Source organism: Leucobacter massiliensis (genome assembly GCF_002982315.1).
Classification (GTDB): Bacteria; Actinomycetota; Actinomycetes; order Actinomycetales; family Microbacteriaceae; genus Leucobacter; species Leucobacter massiliensis.
Genome location: NZ_MWZD01000023.1, coordinates 17,159 through 31,943 on the forward strand (window position 1 = coordinate 17,159; position 14,785 = coordinate 31,943).

Sequence of the window (14,785 nt, forward strand, 5' to 3'; positions counted from 1 at the left end):
CTGTCCTTCGGGCCGTCCTGCGGGCATCGCTCCGGGGTGCGCTCAGCCACCGATCCGAGCCGTGTGAATGGAGTCTGGTATGTCAGCGTTGATCGTCGATCAGTCGGCCCGGGGTTCGGGCGGCCGGTACGTGCCCGAGGGGTTCTGGCCGGGGTATGCGGACGCGGGGTATTGCGGGGCATCGTTCAACGGGGGTCTGATCCGCTTCCACGACGATGTCACGGGGCCGATGTATCGCAGATTCCTGCTCGGGGCGTTCCCGCAGCTGGCCGCCGGCACGGACGTGCTGGCGTTCGACTGGCACGGGCGGCAGATCGCGACGCAGGGCGGTTCGGATCGTCTGCTGCTCGCCGACCCGGGCACCGGTGAGGTCGTGCAGTTCACCACGGTCGAGGAGTTCAGCACTGCGTTGCGCCTGGATGCCGGCCATGCGGCGCTCGACGGGGCCCTCTTCGATGCGTGGCGGGAGCACGTGGGGCGGCCGGGCGGGCAGCTGCCGTGGGACGGGGCGGTCGCGTACACGGTGCCGCTGTATGCGGGCGGTCAGCCGGGGGTGGAGCAGCTGGAGTTCGCTGATCTCGAGGTGCTGTGGGACTTCACCGAGCAGCTGCTCGATCAGGTCCGGGATCTCCCTCCGGGCACCCCGATCCGCATCAGCATGTGAGCGCAGCAGCGTGGCGAGTTTCGAGTTGACGGCGCGCGTAGCCTCTGCTGAGGAGTTTCGTGCGGTGTTCTCCCCGGAGCAGGCGAACAGTCTTGACAGTATCGGGACGCCGGTTCTGGCGCACGCGCTGGCGAACACGTCTCCCCGGGATCGGTACGAGATCGCGAATCTGCTGCTGGATCACGGGGCGCGGGCAGATTTCGCGTCCGGGGAGGAGCGGGAGCCCGCGTTGCGGATCCTGCTGGGGGCAGTGCGGCACGAGCCCGCGAAGACGACGGCGCTGGTCCGTCGTCTGATCGAGGCGGGTGCCGATGTGAACGCGCGTTCGGCGCGCGGTGACGGGGTGCTCGACAGTCTGGTGGTGCTGGGCGGTGACGAGGGCAGTTGGCGGGAGCTGTACGATCTGGTGTTCGCGCAGGGGCTGACGGGGCTGGACACCCCGAATCGGGCGGGAGTGCGCCCCCTGGATCGCGCCCGGAACCGGGAGCGGACGGAGTTGGCTACGAGGATCGAGGCGGCCCTTGGACGGTAAGCGCACCGAGTTCGTGACGGATGCCGGCGGGGTGATCGTGTCGCGCCGGATCATGTCGGGGGAGAGCCCGTTGAAGTGGGCGTTCCGGGAGACGCCCACGAATCCTGCGGACAACGGCTGGCGGTTTTTCGCCGAGGGCGACGATGACGCGTTCATCAACACGCCGGGCAATCTGGAGGTGGTGGACTTCAACACGGTGGCCGCGGTCGAGCCGGCGATCATCGGCATCTCCCTCTTCCCGGTCGGCTCCGATCTGCAGCTCGTGAGGGAAGCCGATGGGCGACTCGTGTTCTACGACAACGAAACCGGGCGCCCCGTCCCGCTGTGACCATCGTTCCGCTTGTGCGAGAGATGAGCTTTCGAGTCATATGAATCTTGCCGTTGTCCGCCGGATGATCTGCGCGTATGGGCCGGCGGGGGCGGTTCCCGCGTCGGTGCGGGTGGTTCGGGCTGCGTCGCCGCCCGCGAGTGACGCGTACCGGGTCCGTGTCCGGATCCGGGATGAGGAGTTCGAGGGTGCCGGGGTGGATGCGTTCTGGGCGCTGTATGCCGCGCGCGAGCAATTCGAGCCGCTCGGGTGGTTGCTGGGCGTGCAGGGCTGCTCTCGGGTGACCCGGATCAGCGGCATGCTGGGCGAGGCCGGTGAGGGGATGCGCATGTACCGTCCGGAGCCTTGCGGCGATGGGTCGTTGCCACCGCTCGTCGACACCTTCGCTCCCGCTCCGCGAGATGAACTCGTCTCCGCCGACGAACAGCTCGCGCTCTGGCGTTCCGGGGCCCGCGGATTCCGCGGGTGAGCTGTTGGGCGGCATCGTCCCGTGGGGGCATGATCCCGGCACGCGGTATCGTGTCGATATCGATTGGGGTGGCTGATGAGTGATCGTCCGTCGATTCCTGCGAGGGAGTGGCGTGAGCTGAGCGGGCGGATCAGTCCGGAGATGGTCGCTGGCTTCGATGTGGCGGGCTTGTCGGGCCTGTCGAAGCAGCAGGAGCGGCTGCTCTCACTGCCGAAGAACTTCCGGATTCACAAGGTCCAGGATAACTATCGTGTGATCACGACCTCGATGGCGCTGTCAGTGTACGGCGAGCTGGATCGTGCGGTGGCCGGGCTGCTGCCGCTCAAGCAAGTCCCCATCTGGGAATACAACGTCCCAGACTATGGTTCCACGCTGTACGCGATTCACGGCGGCCGGTACGTGCCCGAGGGGTTCTGGCCTGGGTATGCGGACGCGGGGACCTGCGGATCGCAGACCCGGCAACCGGTGCGGTCGAGCTGGAACTGGGGTGGAAAAGTCGGCTCCCTCACCGTCGGCACGAGTTCACTGGACTATATGGGCAAGGTCCTGGCAGGTGATGTCCCGTGAGAGGATGGCTGACCCGGATAGGTGTCGCGGTGGTTATGGCGGTGACGATGCTCGCACTGTGCATGTCGGGATGTTCTGGAATGAAAGGCGAAGCAGTGGACGCTGCAGGCATGACACGGGAAGAGGTGCAGCGCCTCACCCAGGAGGAGCGGTTCGTGGCGCTCGGAGAGCGTTACAGCCGCATGCAGGAGCTCCTGGCGGAAGCTCAGAGGAAGATCAGCGACGAGGAGTGGGTCTGGGGAGACAAGGGCCTGACGCCGAATCGCGGCGGGCCCGGCCAGCGCTGGGCGATGCCGGGATCGACCGCCCGGAACAGCTACCTGCTCACCACCTCTCGCAACATCCGGCCCGCGGGGGCCACGGGCGAGCGGGCGGATGCCGAGCAAATGCGCGAGTACTTCGCGTCGCAAGGCTGGGAGACGAGCGTGGAGGACGGCGTGGCCGGCGACCTCACGGTGCGCGCGAGCACCGATGACGGCTACGGCCTGGAATACCAGGTGAGACGGAACGGCCAGTACTCGCTGCGGGTGATCAGCAGGGTGTTTTGGGGTGATCCGGCTGAGCTCGCCGAGGAGGTCATCGGCCGCATCCCGGAGGAGCGGCTGATGGTCGAAGCCTCACGGCCCGGCGACTACATCGAGTTTCCGAGATGGGATGACCCGATCGTCACCGTCGTCGACTGAGCGCCCCGGGGCGGACGGCGGACGGCGGCACGGTCCGAGCGGCTCCGCCGCGCGGACGCCTCAGCGGGAGGAGAGGAAGCCGCGCAGCAGCGCGGTGGAGCCCTCGATGTGCTCGAGCATGGCTTCGGCCGCGGACTCGGCGCGGCCCGCGAGGATCGCGGCGACGATCGCCTCGTGCTGCTGATGCGAGTGGGTGAGGTTGGGTGCGAGCACCGGGATCGCATCGAGCAGGGCGTTGACGCGCATGCGCAGATTGGCCACGAGCGGCACGAGGCTCGGGGAGCCGGACAACTCGGCGATGAGCAGGTGCAACCGGGAGTCGAGGCGGCGGTGGTCGGACTCCTCGGCGGCCGAGCACTCCTCCAAGGCGAGCGCGAGCGCGGTCCGCTCCTCCGAGCTGAGCTCGCGCGCGGCGGCCTCGCGCGCGGCGCCCACTTCGAGCACGCGCCGCAGCACGGCCGTGTCCTCCACCTCGTCCTCGCCGAAGTCGGTGCGCTCTGCGCCGAGCGCGGAGCCGCTCGGGAGCTCCGCCACGACGAAGGTGCCGCCGTAGCGTCCGCGGCGCGACACCACGTATCCGGCCTCCGCGAGCGTGGCGATGGCCTCCCGCACGGTGTCGCGGCTGACCTTCAGCATCGCCGCGAGGTCCCGCTCGGCGGGCAGCCGCTCGCCGGGCGGGATGAAGCCGAGCCGGATCGACTGCAGCAGGCGCCGGATCGTCTCCTCGTAGGCGTTGCTGGGGCGCACCGCGCCGATGAGCAGCTCGACGCCCTCCGACGGTACGTGCACGGGGTCCTCCTGTCGGTCGGCGCTGCGTCCGATTGTAACCAGCGCCGCTGAGCCGGGATGCTGCCCGGCGCTCACGCTCAGAGCGGAGTCGTGTAGGCGCTCGTCAGGCCGCCGTCGACGAGGAACGTCGACGCCGTGATGAAGGACGCGTCGTCGCTCGCGAGGAACGCGACCGAGGCCGCCAGCTCCTCGGGGCGCGCGAAACGGCCCACGGGGATGTGCACGAGCCGCCGGGCGGCCCGCTCCGGATCCTTCGCGAAGAGCTCCTGCAGCAGCGGCGTGTTCACCGGCCCCGGGCAGAGCGCGTTGACGCGGATGCCCTGCCGCGCGAATTGCACGCCCAGCTCGCGGGTCATCGCGAGCACGCCGCCCTTCGAAGCCGTGTACGAGATCTGCGAGGTGGCCGAGCCCATCACCGCCACGAAGGAGGCGGTGTTGATGATCGAGCCGGAGCCCTGCCGCGTCATGTGCCGCAGCGCGGCCCGCGAGCAGAGGTACACGCTCTTCAAGTTGACGTCCTGCACCTTCTGCCAGGCGGGCAGCTCGGTGATCTCGATCGAGTCGTCGTCGTCGGGGGAGATGCCCGCGTTGTTGAAGGCGATGTCGACGGAGCCGTACTCGCGGGCGGCGGTGTCGAAGAGGGCGTTCACCTGATCCTCGTCGGTGACGTTGACCTGCACGAACAGGCCCTCGACCTCGTCTGCGGCCGCCTGCCCGCCGGCGGGATCCATGTCGCCGATGACGATGCGGGCGCCCTCCGCTCGCATGCGCCTGGCGGTGGCGAGGCCGATGCCGCTGCCGCCGCCGGTGATGACCGCGACCTTGCCGGCGAGGCGCTGGGTGAGGTCGATGGGGGTGATGTCGCTCATGATGGCTTCCTTCGTGAGGCTGAACGGTGTGTGAGGGTTCGGGATCGGTGCGGCACCGCCGCGGCCGCGGGGTCGGCGCCCGGCGCCGGTGCCGCGGCGTGCGCGGGGCTACTCCGTGGCGAAGAACACGTTCTTCGTCTCGGTGAAGTGCTCGGCGGCGTCGGGTCCGAGCTCGCGGCCGAGCCCGGACTGCTTGAAGCCGCCGAAGGGGGTCGAGTAGCGCACCGAGGAGTGCGAGTTGACGGAGAGGTTGCCGCCCTCGACGCCGCGGGCCGCGCGGATGCCGCGGGCGAGATCGCGCGTCCAGATCGAGCCGCTGAGGCCGTATTCGGTGTCGTTGGCGAGGCGGAGCGCGTCGGCCTCGTCCTCGAAGGGCAGCACGGCCACCACCGGGCCGAAGACCTCTTCGCGCACGATCCGCGCGTCCCGTTCGGGAGTGACGACGGTGGGGGCGAACCAGGCGCCCGGACCGTCCGGGCAGGAGCCGCGGAAGGCGACCGGGACCTCGTCGGTGAGGAAGGAAGCGACGCTGTCGCGGTGCGCGTGCGTGACGAGCGGGCCCACCTCGGTCGCTTCGAGCGTGGGATCGCCGACCCGCACGCTCTGCACGGCGCGCTCGAAGTGCTCCATGAAGCGCTCGTAGACGCTGCGCTGCACGAGCAGGCGGCTGCGCGCGCAGCAGTCCTGCCCGGCGTTGTCGAACACGGCGTAGGGCGCGGTGGCCGCGGCCTGCTCGATGTCGGCGTCCTCGAAGACGATGTTCGCGCTCTTGCCGCCGAGTTCGAGGGTGACGCGCTTCACCTGCTCCGCGCAGCCGGCCATGATCCGCTTGCCCACCTCGGTCGAACCGGTGAACACCACCTTCCGCACGGCCGGGTGGGTGACGAAGCGTTCGCCGACGACGGCACCGCGGCCGGTGAGCACCTGGAACAGCCCCTCGGGCAGCCCCGATTCGAGCGCGAGCTCGCCGAGCCGCAGGCTGGTCAGCGGCGTCCACTCGGCGGGCTTCAGCACGACCGCGTTTCCGGCCGCGAGCGCCGGCGCGAAACCCCAGGCGGCGATCGTCATGGGGAAGTTCCAGGGCGTGATGACGCCGACGACGCCGAGCGGCTCGTGGAAGGTGACGTCCATGCCTCCCGCGACGGGGATCTGCTTGCCGATCAGCCGCTCCGGCGAGGCCGCATAGTATTCAAGGACGTCTCGCACGTGCCCCGCCTCCCAGCGGGACTGCGTGATGGGGTGCCCGGAGTTCGCCGTCTCGAGCCGGGCGAGGCCCTCGATGTCGCCGTCGACGGCGTCGGCGAAGCGGCGCAGTGCGCGGGCCCGGTCCGCGGGGGCGACGCGCGCCCACTCGCGCTGCGCTTCCACCGCGCGCGCGATGGCGGCGTCGCTCTGCTCGGTGTCGAGCTGCGCGACCTCGGTGATGGTGCTTCCGTCTGCGGGGTTGATGACGGTGGTGCTCATGCCTGCTCCTTCGCGGTGCTCGGGCGGGTGCGGTCGTGGTGGTGTGCGCGGGCCGCGGCGATGAGGCCGGCGAAGAGGCGCCGGTCTTCCCGGTGCTCCTCCGGATGCCACTGCACGGCGACCCCGAAGGGCACCGTCGGCAGCTCCAGCGCCTCGATGATCCCGTCCTCGGTGCGGCTCGTCACGACGAGATCCTCGCCGAGCGCGTCGATGGCCTGGTGGTGGTAGAGGTGGGCCGTGGCGCTCAGATCATCGCCGTAGAGCTGGGCGATGCGCGTCCCCTCCGCCACTTCGACGCGGATCGGGTTGAAGATGCCGTCGCCGAGCTGGTAGCGCTCGTCTCCGACGACGTCGGGCAGGTGCTGGATGAGGCTGCCGCCCTGGGCGACGTTGAGCAGCTGCGCCCCGCGGCAGATCGCCAGGAACGGCAGCTCGGCACCGATCGCCGCGTCGAGCAGCGCGAACTCGAAGTCGTCGCGGTCGCTGCGGGGAGCTCCGGTGCGTGCGTGGGGCTCCTGGCCGTAGCGCGCGGGGTCGATGTCGGCGCCGCCGGAGAGGACGAGGCCGTCGAGGCCCTCGACGATGCGGCTCGCGATCCCGGCGTCGACGGGCTGGGGCGGGAGCACGAGCGCGATCCCGCCCGCGTCCGTCACAGCGTCGAGGTAGACCTGCGGCAGGAATGCGGCGCGCACGTCCCACACCCCGGTCCGGGCCTGCTCCAGGTAGCTGGTGATGCCGATGACGGGTCGCTGCCCGCCGGTTTCAGAGACGTTCAAAGCCACGCACCCGCTCCCAGTCCGTGATCGCGGCGTCGAAGGCGCGCACCTCGGTGCGCGCCGCGTGCACGTAGTGCTCCACGACTTCCTCGCCGAATGCCTCGCGCGCCAGCGCGGAGTTCTCGAAGAGGTCTGCGGCGTCGCGCAGCGTGGTGGGGACGCGGTCGATGCCGCTCGTGTAGGCGTTGCCCGCGAGCGGCTCGCCCAGTTCGAGCCGCTGCTCGATGCCGGCGAGTCCGGCCGCGAGCATGCCGGCGACCGCGAGGTACTGGTTGACGTCGCCGCCGGGCACGCGGTTCTCGACGCGCATCGCGTGGCCGCGTCCGACGACGCGCAGCGCGCAGGTGCGGTTGTCGTGCCCCCAGGCGACCGCGGTGGGGGCGAAGCTGCCGTCGACGAAGCGCTTGTAGGAGTTGATGTTGGGCGCGTAGAGCAGCGTGAACTCGCGCATGGCGGCGAGCTGCCCGGCGATGAAGTGCCGGAACATGGGCGACATCCCGTCGGCGGCATCGGGGTCGGCGAAGACGGGCTCGCCGCTCGTGCTGCGCAGGCTCGCGTGGACGTGGCAGCTGTTGCCCTCCCGCTCGTTGAACTTCGCCATGAAGGTGAGGCTCTTGCCGTGCGCGTCGGCGATCTCCTTCGAGCCGCTCTTGTAGATCGAGTGGTTGTCGCAGGTGGGGATCGCGTGGGCGTAGCGGAAGGCGATCTCCTGCTGGCCGAGGTTGCACTCGCCCTTGACGCCCTCGCAGTACATGCCGGCCCCGTCCATGGAGTTGCGGATGTCGCGCAGCAGCGGTTCGAGGCGGGTGGAGGCGTGCAGCGCGTAGTCGGTGTTGTAGTCGCTCGCGGGCGTGAGCTCGCGGTAGCCGCTGCGCCAGGCCGAGCGGTAGTCGTCGTCGAAGACGAGGAACTCGAGTTCGGTGCCGATGTAGGGGACGAGCCCCTGCTCGGCGAGGCGGTCGACCTGCCGGCGCAGGATCGCGCGGGGGGAGACGGGGATCGGCGTGTGGTCTGCGGCGGTGGTGAGATCGGCGATGACGAGCGCGGTGCCCGGCAGCCAGGGGGTGCGCCGCAGCGTCGAGAGGTCGGGGATCATTGCCATGTCCCCGTAGCCCCGCTCCCAGCTGGTGAGGGCGTAGCCGTCGACGGTGTTGAGCTCGACGTCGACGGCGAGGAGGTAGTTGCAGCACTCGGCGCCGTGATCCATCACGTCTTCCAGGAACAGCCGCGCCGAGACCCGCTTGCCCACGAGGCGTCCCTGCACATCGGTGAAGGCGACGATGACGGTGTCGATCTCGCCGGCGGCCACCGCCTCGCGCAACTGCTCGGGGCTCAGGTTTCCGCTCGCTGGGATCATCGGGTTCCTCCTCGGCTCTGAGGGTGTGACGCCCGCCGGCAGCGGGCACTCAAAAGGTCTGCAAGACGACCATAGCGCCGATCCCCGCATCCCGAAACCCAGCAGTGCCCGTGGCGCAGCCCGCGCTGGATTTCCCCGGACCGTTACACAAAGGTGGTTGACTCGACCATTGCAGACACTATAGTCGGGTGTCGAAGGGGGATCCGCGGCGTCGGGCCCGGCCCCGGCGGTTCACTGCAATTCACGACGAGGTGAAGAAGGAGGCCGGAATGGCCAAGGACACGTTGAAAGTCTCGGGGGTCACGTACACGACCGCCGACTCCGACTACTTCGAGAAACGCAGGCTCAAGCGCTCCGCGGGGGTCTGGGGCCTGTGGGGTCTCGCGGTCGGCGCGGTGATCTCGGGCAACTTCTCGGGCTGGAACTTCGGGATCGACGCCGCCGGCTTCGGCGGCATGATGATCGCCTTCGCGATCCTCGTGGTGATGTACTACGGCCTGGTCTTCTCGATCGGCGAGATGGCTGCCGCGATGCCGCACACCGGCGGGGCCTACTCCTTCGGCCGCGCGGCGATGGGCCCGTGGGGCGGCTTCATCACCGGCCTCGCCGAGAGCATCGAGTACGTCGCCACCACGGCGGTGATCGTCTACTTCTCCGCCGCCTACGCGAACGGCGTCACCGAGGCGCTGATGGGCTTCACCCTGCCCTCGTGGCTCTGGTGGGTCATCCTCTACGCGATCTTCGTCGGGCTGAACACCGCCGGCGCCGCGATCTCGCTGAAGTTCGCGATCGTCGTCTCGGTGATCTCGATCGGCGTCCTCGTGCTGTTCGGGATCATGGCCCTCGTGAGCGGCGCCGCCGACTGGGGCAGCCTCTTCGACATCGCACCGGATCCCGGCCAGACCGCGTTCCTGCCGCACGGGGTGCTCCCGATCCTCTTCGCGCTGCCCTTCGCCATGTGGCTCTTCCTCGGCATCGAGGAACTGCCGCTCGCGGCAGAGGAGTCCCACGATCCCGTCCGGGACATCCCCCGCGCCGGGATCTGGGCGCGCGGCACCCTGATCGTCACCGGCCTCATCGTGCTCTTCCTGAACACCGCAGTGCTCGGCGCGAGCGCGACGGGCGTGGCCGGCGAGCCGCTGCTCGACGGCTTCCGGGCGATCGTCGGTGAGGACCTGGCCTGGGTCGCCGGGCTGCTCGCGCTGTTCGCGCTCTTCGGGCTGCTGGCCTCGCTGCAGGGCATCATGTTCGCCTACGGGCGCAACATGTACTCGCTGTCGCGCGCCGGTTACTACCCGAAGTTCCTCTCGCTCACCGGCAAGCGCCAGACGCCGTGGGTCGCGCTCCTGGCGGGCGCGCTCATCGGCTTCGTCGCGCTCGTCGTGGTCGACGCGACGGGTGGCGACGGGGGCGTCGCGGGCGCCGTGGTGCTCAACATCGCGGTCTGGGGCGCGGTCCTCGCCTACTTCATGCAGATGATCTCGTACCTGATCCTGCGCAGGAAGTACCCGAACGCGAAACGCCCGTACCTCAGCCCGTGGGGGCGCTTCGGAGCCGTCGCTGCGGCGGTGATCTCCGCGCTCATCTTCCTCGGCTTCCTGCTCAACGAGACCTTCCGCCCCGCGATCATCGCGATCGTCATCGTCTACGTCGTCGCGCTGCTCGTCTTCGGCTTCTACGGCCGGCACCACCTCATCCTCTCGCCGGAGGAGGAGTACGCCGTCTCGGGCGGACTGCACGGCGATCCGCAGGCCGAGGGCTACGGCGGCGAGGTGGAGCGCGAGCTGCTCGCCGCCGACGGGGTCGACGGCGAGGACGGAGGCGGCACCGTGACCCGGCGACCCTAGCGCGGTGACCCGGCCCGCGCCGCCGCTGCGGTCGCGCGGACCGGGGCACCATCGCCCGCAGCGCCCAGCCTGATACGCTGGGCGGACTCGTGAATATCGGCTGACAAGCTGTGGCGGGAGAGTCCGGGATCGGGATCCCGGCGCCGTAGGAGCAAACCCTCCCCGGGAATCTCTCAGGCACCCGTACCGTCACAGCGAGGCAACTCTGGAAAGCAGTGCGCGGATCCCCGGATCCGCTTGCTCACCGACGGTGCAAGGGCGCCCGCCTCCGAGCGGTCGTCCGAAACTCTCAGGTCTCACAACAGAGCGGGGAGGTTCCCACCGCATCCCGCGCTCCCGCGTGAACCCAGACGGAGACCCCCGTGACCACAGCACCGCACGCATCCTCGTTCGCCGAGCGGCACATCGGCACCACCGCCGAAGCCGGCATCTCGCGCATGCTCGCCCCGCTCGGCCTTCCCTCGATCGACGCGCTCGTCGATGCCGCCGTGCCCGCCGGCATCCGCCTCCGGGACTCGCTCCAGCTGCCCGAGCCGCTCAGCGAAGAGGAGGCCCTCGCGCGCCTGCGCGCCTTCGCCGGCCGCAACGAGGTGAAGACCCAGATGATCGGACAGGGCTTCTACGGAACGCACACGCCGCCCATCATCCGCCGCCAGGTCCTCGAGAACCCGGCCTGGTACACCGCCTACACGCCGTACCAGCCCGAGATCTCCCAGGGCCGTCTCGAGGCGCTGCTCAACTTCCAGACCATGGTGTCGGAGCTCACGGCCCTGCCCGTCGCCAACGCCTCGCTGCTCGACGAGTCCTCGGCGGCGGCCGAGGCGGTGCTGCTCATGCGCCGGGCCAACCGCAGCCACGGATCCCGCACGACCGTGCTCGACCGGAACCTCTTCCCCCAGACCATCGCCGTCATCCGCGGTCGCGCCGAGGCGCTGGGCTTCCCGGTCGAGGTGGCCGACCTCGCCGCCGGGCTGCCCGAGGGCGAGATCTCGGGCATCGTGCTGCAGCAGCCGGGCGACGACGGCGCCGTGACGGACCACGCCGCGATCATCGCGGCCGCGCGGGAACGCGGGGCGCTCGTCACCGTGATCGCGGACCTGCTCTCCCTCGCGCTCATCGTGCCTCCGGGGGAGCAGGGCGCCGACATCGCCGTCGGCAGCACCCAGCGTTTCGGCGTCCCCCTCTTCTTCGGCGGTCCGCACGCCGCATACATGGCGATCCGCACCGGACTCGAACGCTCACTTCCCGGCCGCCTCGTCGGCGTCTCGCGGGATGACTCGGGCGCGCCCGCCTACCGGCTCGCCCTGCAGACCCGCGAGCAGCACATCCGCCGCGAGAAGGCCACGAGCAACATCTGCACCGCCCAGGCGCTGCTCGCCGTCACCGCCTCGATGTACGCCGTGTACCACGGGCCCGCCGGGATCCGCGCCATCGCCGAGCGCGCGCACGCCCACGCGCGCACCCTCGCTGCCGCGCTCGCGGACGCCGGCGTGGAGCTGCTGCGCGGCGCGTTCTTCGACACCGTGGTCGCCCGCGTGCCCGGCCGCGCCGACGCGGTCCTCGCGGCGGCCGAGGCGGCAGGCATCAACCTGCGCCGGATCGACGCCGACACGGTGGGCGTCTCCGCCGACGAGACCACGAGCGAAGCGCACGTCGAAGCGGTCGCCGCGGCCTTCGGCGCCACCGTCTCGCGCGTCTTCTCGCCCGGCGAGCTCGGCATCCCGCAGGGGCTCGTGCGCGAGAGCGGATACCTGACGCACCCCATCTTCAACACGATCCGCTCCGAGACCCAGATGCTGCGCTACCTGCGCCGCCTCGCCGACCGGGACCTCGCCCTCGACCGCACCATGATCCCCCTCGGCTCCTGCACGATGAAGCTCAACTCCGCCGCCGAGATGGAATCGATCTCCTGGCCCGAGTTCGCGAGCATCCACCCCTATGCTCCCGCGCACCAGACCGCTGGCTGGCGCGAGCTGATCCGGGATCTGGAGGAGCGCCTCGTCGAGATCACCGGCTACGCGGGTGTCTCGATCCAGCCCAACGCGGGCTCGCAGGGGGAGTATGCGGGGCTGCTCGCGATCCGCGGCTACCACCGGGCCGGCGGTGACGAGGGCCGCGACGTCTGCCTGATCCCCGCCTCCGCGCACGGCACCAATGCGGCCTCGGCGGTGCTCGCGGGCATGCACGTCGTCGTGGTGAAGAACACGGACGCCGGGACGATCGACCTCGACGACCTCGACGCGAAGATCGCCGAGCATCGCGACGCGCTCGCCGCGATCATGATCACCTACCCCTCCACCTACGGCCTCTACGACGCCGATGTGCGCGAGGTGTGCGACCGCGTCCATGCTGCCGGCGGCCAGGTGTACATCGACGGCGCCAACATGAACGCGCTGGTGGGGCTCGCCAAGCCGGGCGAGTTCGGCGGCGACGTGTCGCACCTGAATCTGCACAAGACCTTCGCGATCCCGCACGGCGGCGGCGGACCCGGCGTCGGCCCCGTGGCCGTCGCCGAGCATCTGCTGCCGTATCTGCCGGGCGACCCGGTGCGGGCCGGCGGGGGCCCGGACGGGCAGCGCGACGGCGTCGCCACGAGCGACGGGATCCCGGTCGTCTCGACCCTCTTCGGCTCGGCCGGGGTGCTCCCCATCTCGTGGGCGTACATCGCCATGCTCGGCGCCGAGGGGCTCACCCGCTCGACCCGCCACGCCCTCCTCGGCGCCAACTACCTCGCCGCGCGGCTGCGGGAGCACTACCCGATCCTGTTCACCGGACCGGGCGGACTCGTCGCCCACGAGTGCATCCTCGATCTGCGCGCGCTCACCGCCGAGACGGGGGTCACCGCGGAGGATGTGGCGAAGCGGCTCATCGACTTCGGCTTCCACGCGCCCACCCTCGCCTTCCCCGTCGCGGGCACGCTGATGGTGGAGCCCACCGAATCGGAGGACCTCGCAGAACTGGAGCGCTTCATCGAGGCGATGATCGCGATCCGTGAGGAGATCGCGCAGGTGGCCGCCGGCGAGTTCGCGCTCGCCGACTCGCCGCTGCGCCGCGCCCCGCATACGGCCGCCGCGGTGGTGACGAGCGCCTGGGACCGGCCCTACCCCGTCGAGCAGGCCGCCTTCCCGGTGGCCTCGCTGCGGGTGGACAAGTACTTCCCGCCGGTCGGCCGCATCGACGGCGCCCACGGCGACCGCAATCTGATCTGCTCCTGCCCCGCCCCCGAGGCCTTCGAGAACTGAGGATCGTCATGACCGAGCCGACCGCATCCGAGACCGCGACCGCGCCCCGGCGCACCGCCCTCTCCGGGGAGCACGCCGCCCTCGGAGCCACCTTCACCGACTTCGGCGGCTGGGACATGCCGCTGAGATACGGCTCCGAGCTCAGCGAGCACCGCGCGGTCCGAGAGGCCGCGGGGCTGTTCGACCTCTCGCACATGGGCGAGGTCTGGGTGGAGGGCCCGGAGGCGGGCACCGCGCTCAACACGGCACTCGTGGGGGAGTTCAGCGGCCTGGCCGCGGGCCGAGCGAAGTACTCGCTGATCTGCGAGGAGGACGGCGGCATCGTCGACGACCTCATCGTCTACCGGGAGACCGAGACGCGCTTCCTCGTCGTGCCGAACGCGGGGAACGCCGGGACCGTCGCTGCGCTGCTCGCGGAGCGGGTCGCGGGACTCGACGCCGAGGTGCGCGACGTCTCGGCGGAGACCAGCCTCGTCGCGGTGCAGGGCCCCGCCGCGGAACGGATCCTGCTCGATGTCGTCGTCCCCAGACAGCGGGAGACCGTGAGCGGCCTGCGCTCCTACGCCTGGGCGACCGTGACGCTCGCGGATCCGGCTGGCGACGCCATCGAGGTGCGCCTCGCGCGCACCGGCTACACGGGCGAGGACGGCTTCGAGCTGTTCGTGCCGAACGAGCACGCCGTGCCGCTGTGGGGACTGCTGCGCGCCGCGGGCGCACCGCACGGCATGATCCCCGCCGGCCTCGCGGCCCGCGACTCGCTGCGCCTGGAGGCCGGCATGCCGCTCTACGGCAACGAGCTGAGCCGGGAGGTCACCCCCTTCGAGGCGGGGCTCGGCCGGGTCGTCTCCTTCGGGAAGGAGGAATGCTTCGCCGGCCGCGAAGCACTGGAGGCCCGGCGCGATGCCGGCCCGGATTCCGTGCTCGTCGGCCTGAGCGGCAGCGGGCGCCGCGCCGCACGCGCGGGCTACGCGGTGCTCGCCGAGGGCCGGACCGTCGGACGCGTCACCAGCGGGCTGCCCAGCCCCACGCTCGGTCACCCGATCGCGTTCGCCTACGTGGAGCCCGCGCTCGCCGAGCCGGGAACGCGCGTCGAAGTCGATCTGCGTGGCAAGGCCGAGCCCTTCGAGGTCGTCGCCACGCCCTTCACGCGCCGCCCGGCTCCCGCCTCGGCGTGATCCGCCGGGCCGGGCCGGGACTC

14 protein-coding genes and 1 riboswitch are annotated in these 14,785 nt (G+C 70.6%); of the genes, 9 read left to right on the top strand and 5 right to left on the bottom strand.

Going from position 1 to position 14,785, the window contains the following annotated elements:
• Nucleotides 1-79 precede the first annotated feature (79 nt).
• The 6 genes from B4915_RS13240 to B4915_RS13265 all read left to right on the top strand — a co-directional run bounded on the left by B4915_RS13240 (nt 80) and on the right by B4915_RS13265 (nt 3,243).
• Complete coding sequence (locus B4915_RS13240; RefSeq protein WP_105806299.1) at nt 80-664, top strand: hypothetical protein; 585 nt, start codon at nt 80-82, stop codon at nt 662-664.
• Between the two features lie 10 nt (nt 665-674).
• Nucleotides 675-1,196 (top strand): ankyrin repeat domain-containing protein, encoded by a 522-nt coding sequence (locus B4915_RS13245; protein WP_146120119.1) that lies wholly within the window; start codon nt 675-677, stop codon nt 1,194-1,196.
• Nucleotides 1,186-1,524: a DUF2185 domain-containing protein gene (locus tag B4915_RS13250; protein WP_245907512.1), complete on the top strand. Its 339-nt coding sequence runs from the start codon at nt 1,186-1,188 to the stop codon at nt 1,522-1,524. Before B4915_RS13245 ends, B4915_RS13250 begins: the two co-directional genes overlap by 11 nt.
• A 196-nt stretch (nt 1,525-1,720) precedes the next feature.
• Nucleotides 1,721-1,993, top strand: coding sequence for a hypothetical protein (locus B4915_RS14570; RefSeq protein ID WP_146120120.1), 273 nt, complete (start codon nt 1,721-1,723; stop codon nt 1,991-1,993).
• Nucleotides 1,994-2,068: 75 nt separating this feature from the next.
• A complete protein-coding gene (locus B4915_RS13260; protein ID WP_146120121.1) occupies nt 2,069-2,560 on the top strand; it encodes a hypothetical protein in 492 nt (163 codons plus the stop codon).
• A 110-nt stretch (nt 2,561-2,670) separates the two neighbouring features.
• The gene (locus B4915_RS13265; protein WP_105806303.1) at nt 2,671-3,243 is read left to right on the top strand and encodes a hypothetical protein; all 573 of its coding nucleotides are present in this window, start codon (nt 2,671-2,673) and stop codon (nt 3,241-3,243) included.
• Between the two features lie 60 nt (nt 3,244-3,303).
• On the opposite strand, the gene B4915_RS13270 is transcribed toward B4915_RS13265, so the two are convergent.
• From B4915_RS13270 to B4915_RS14985, 5 genes are all read right to left on the bottom strand, one after another.
• Complete coding sequence (locus B4915_RS13270) at nt 3,304-4,032, bottom strand: FadR/GntR family transcriptional regulator (protein WP_105806304.1); 729 nt, start codon at nt 4,030-4,032, stop codon at nt 3,304-3,306.
• Nucleotides 4,033-4,109: 77 nt separating this feature from the next.
• The gene (locus B4915_RS13275; RefSeq protein WP_105806305.1) at nt 4,110-4,901 is read right to left on the bottom strand and encodes a 3-oxoacyl-ACP reductase; all 792 of its coding nucleotides are present in this window, start codon (nt 4,899-4,901) and stop codon (nt 4,110-4,112) included.
• Nucleotides 4,902-5,009: 108 nt separating this feature from the next.
• Entirely contained in the window at nt 5,010-6,365 is a 1,356-nt protein-coding gene (locus tag B4915_RS13280; protein ID WP_105806306.1) for an aldehyde dehydrogenase family protein, read from the bottom strand.
• Nucleotides 6,362-7,147, bottom strand: a complete 786-nt coding sequence (locus tag B4915_RS14980; protein ID WP_245907513.1) for a gamma-glutamyl-gamma-aminobutyrate hydrolase family protein — start codon at nt 7,145-7,147, stop codon at nt 6,362-6,364. Before B4915_RS14980 ends, B4915_RS13280 begins: the two co-directional genes overlap by 4 nt.
• Nucleotides 7,128-8,498, bottom strand: coding sequence for a glutamine synthetase family protein (locus B4915_RS14985; RefSeq protein ID WP_245907514.1), 1,371 nt, complete (start codon nt 8,496-8,498; stop codon nt 7,128-7,130). The genes B4915_RS14980 and B4915_RS14985 overlap by 20 nt, the downstream gene beginning before the upstream one ends.
• A gap of 269 nt (nt 8,499-8,767) precedes the next feature.
• Between B4915_RS14985 and B4915_RS13290 the strand changes: the two genes are divergently transcribed.
• The 3 genes from B4915_RS13290 (at nt 8,768) to gcvT (ending at nt 14,762) form a co-directional block, all read left to right on the top strand.
• On the top strand, nt 8,768-10,345 hold the full coding sequence (locus B4915_RS13290; RefSeq protein ID WP_105806307.1) for an amino acid permease: 1,578 nt from the start codon (nt 8,768-8,770) through the stop codon (nt 10,343-10,345).
• A 104-nt stretch (nt 10,346-10,449) separates the two neighbouring features.
• A riboswitch (glycine riboswitch) is annotated at nt 10,450-10,544 on the top strand.
• Between the two features lie 238 nt (nt 10,545-10,782).
• The gene (gene gcvP / locus B4915_RS13295) at nt 10,783-13,587 is read left to right on the top strand and encodes an aminomethyl-transferring glycine dehydrogenase (RefSeq protein ID WP_425436380.1); all 2,805 of its coding nucleotides are present in this window, start codon (nt 10,783-10,785) and stop codon (nt 13,585-13,587) included.
• An 8-nt stretch (nt 13,588-13,595) separates the two neighbouring features.
• Complete coding sequence (gcvT, locus tag B4915_RS13300; protein WP_105806309.1) at nt 13,596-14,762, top strand: glycine cleavage system aminomethyltransferase GcvT; 1,167 nt, start codon at nt 13,596-13,598, stop codon at nt 14,760-14,762.
• The last annotated feature ends 23 nt before the right edge of the window (nt 14,763-14,785 follow it).